Annotated in this window: 1 protein-coding gene; it reads right to left on the reverse strand. The window is 57.0% G+C overall.

Going from position 1 to position 372, the window contains the following annotated elements:
* A partial coding sequence (locus tag ELS82_RS26085; protein WP_208733346.1) for a Rossmann-fold NAD(P)-binding domain-containing protein occupies nt 1-320 on the reverse strand: 320 nt, incomplete at its 3' end.
* Nucleotides 321-372: the final 52 nt, after the last annotated feature.

Here is a 372-nt window from a genome sequence, read left to right on the forward strand (position 1 = left end):
GCGATGCTGCGGCTGCCATAGTCCCGCACGACCTGAACCGAAATCCCCAGGCTGTTCGCATGTTGGATATCAATATAGGTCGCAGCGCCAGTCCCCAGAAAGACAATGCGTTTCAGGGTCGGGGCCAGCGCGTTCAGTGCTGCATTGGACATCGGGCTGTGGCCGTTGACCGCAACCTGTGCCCCGTCCAGTCGCGCGATCAGGTCGTCATCCCCAAAGACCTTACCCCCCTGATAGACATCCACCCCCTCCATCAAACCTGGAAAGGCCTTTTGGAGAGTTTCTGAATCGCGCGTGCTGTCGAAATAGACGATCTTCATGGCTTAGCTGTCAAAGCCATCCGGCAGGTCCAGGCCAATATGAACATCCTTC

Source organism: Vibrio ouci (genome assembly GCF_004551525.1).
In the GTDB taxonomy this organism is placed as follows: Bacteria; Pseudomonadota; Gammaproteobacteria; order Enterobacterales; family Vibrionaceae; genus Vibrio; species Vibrio ouci.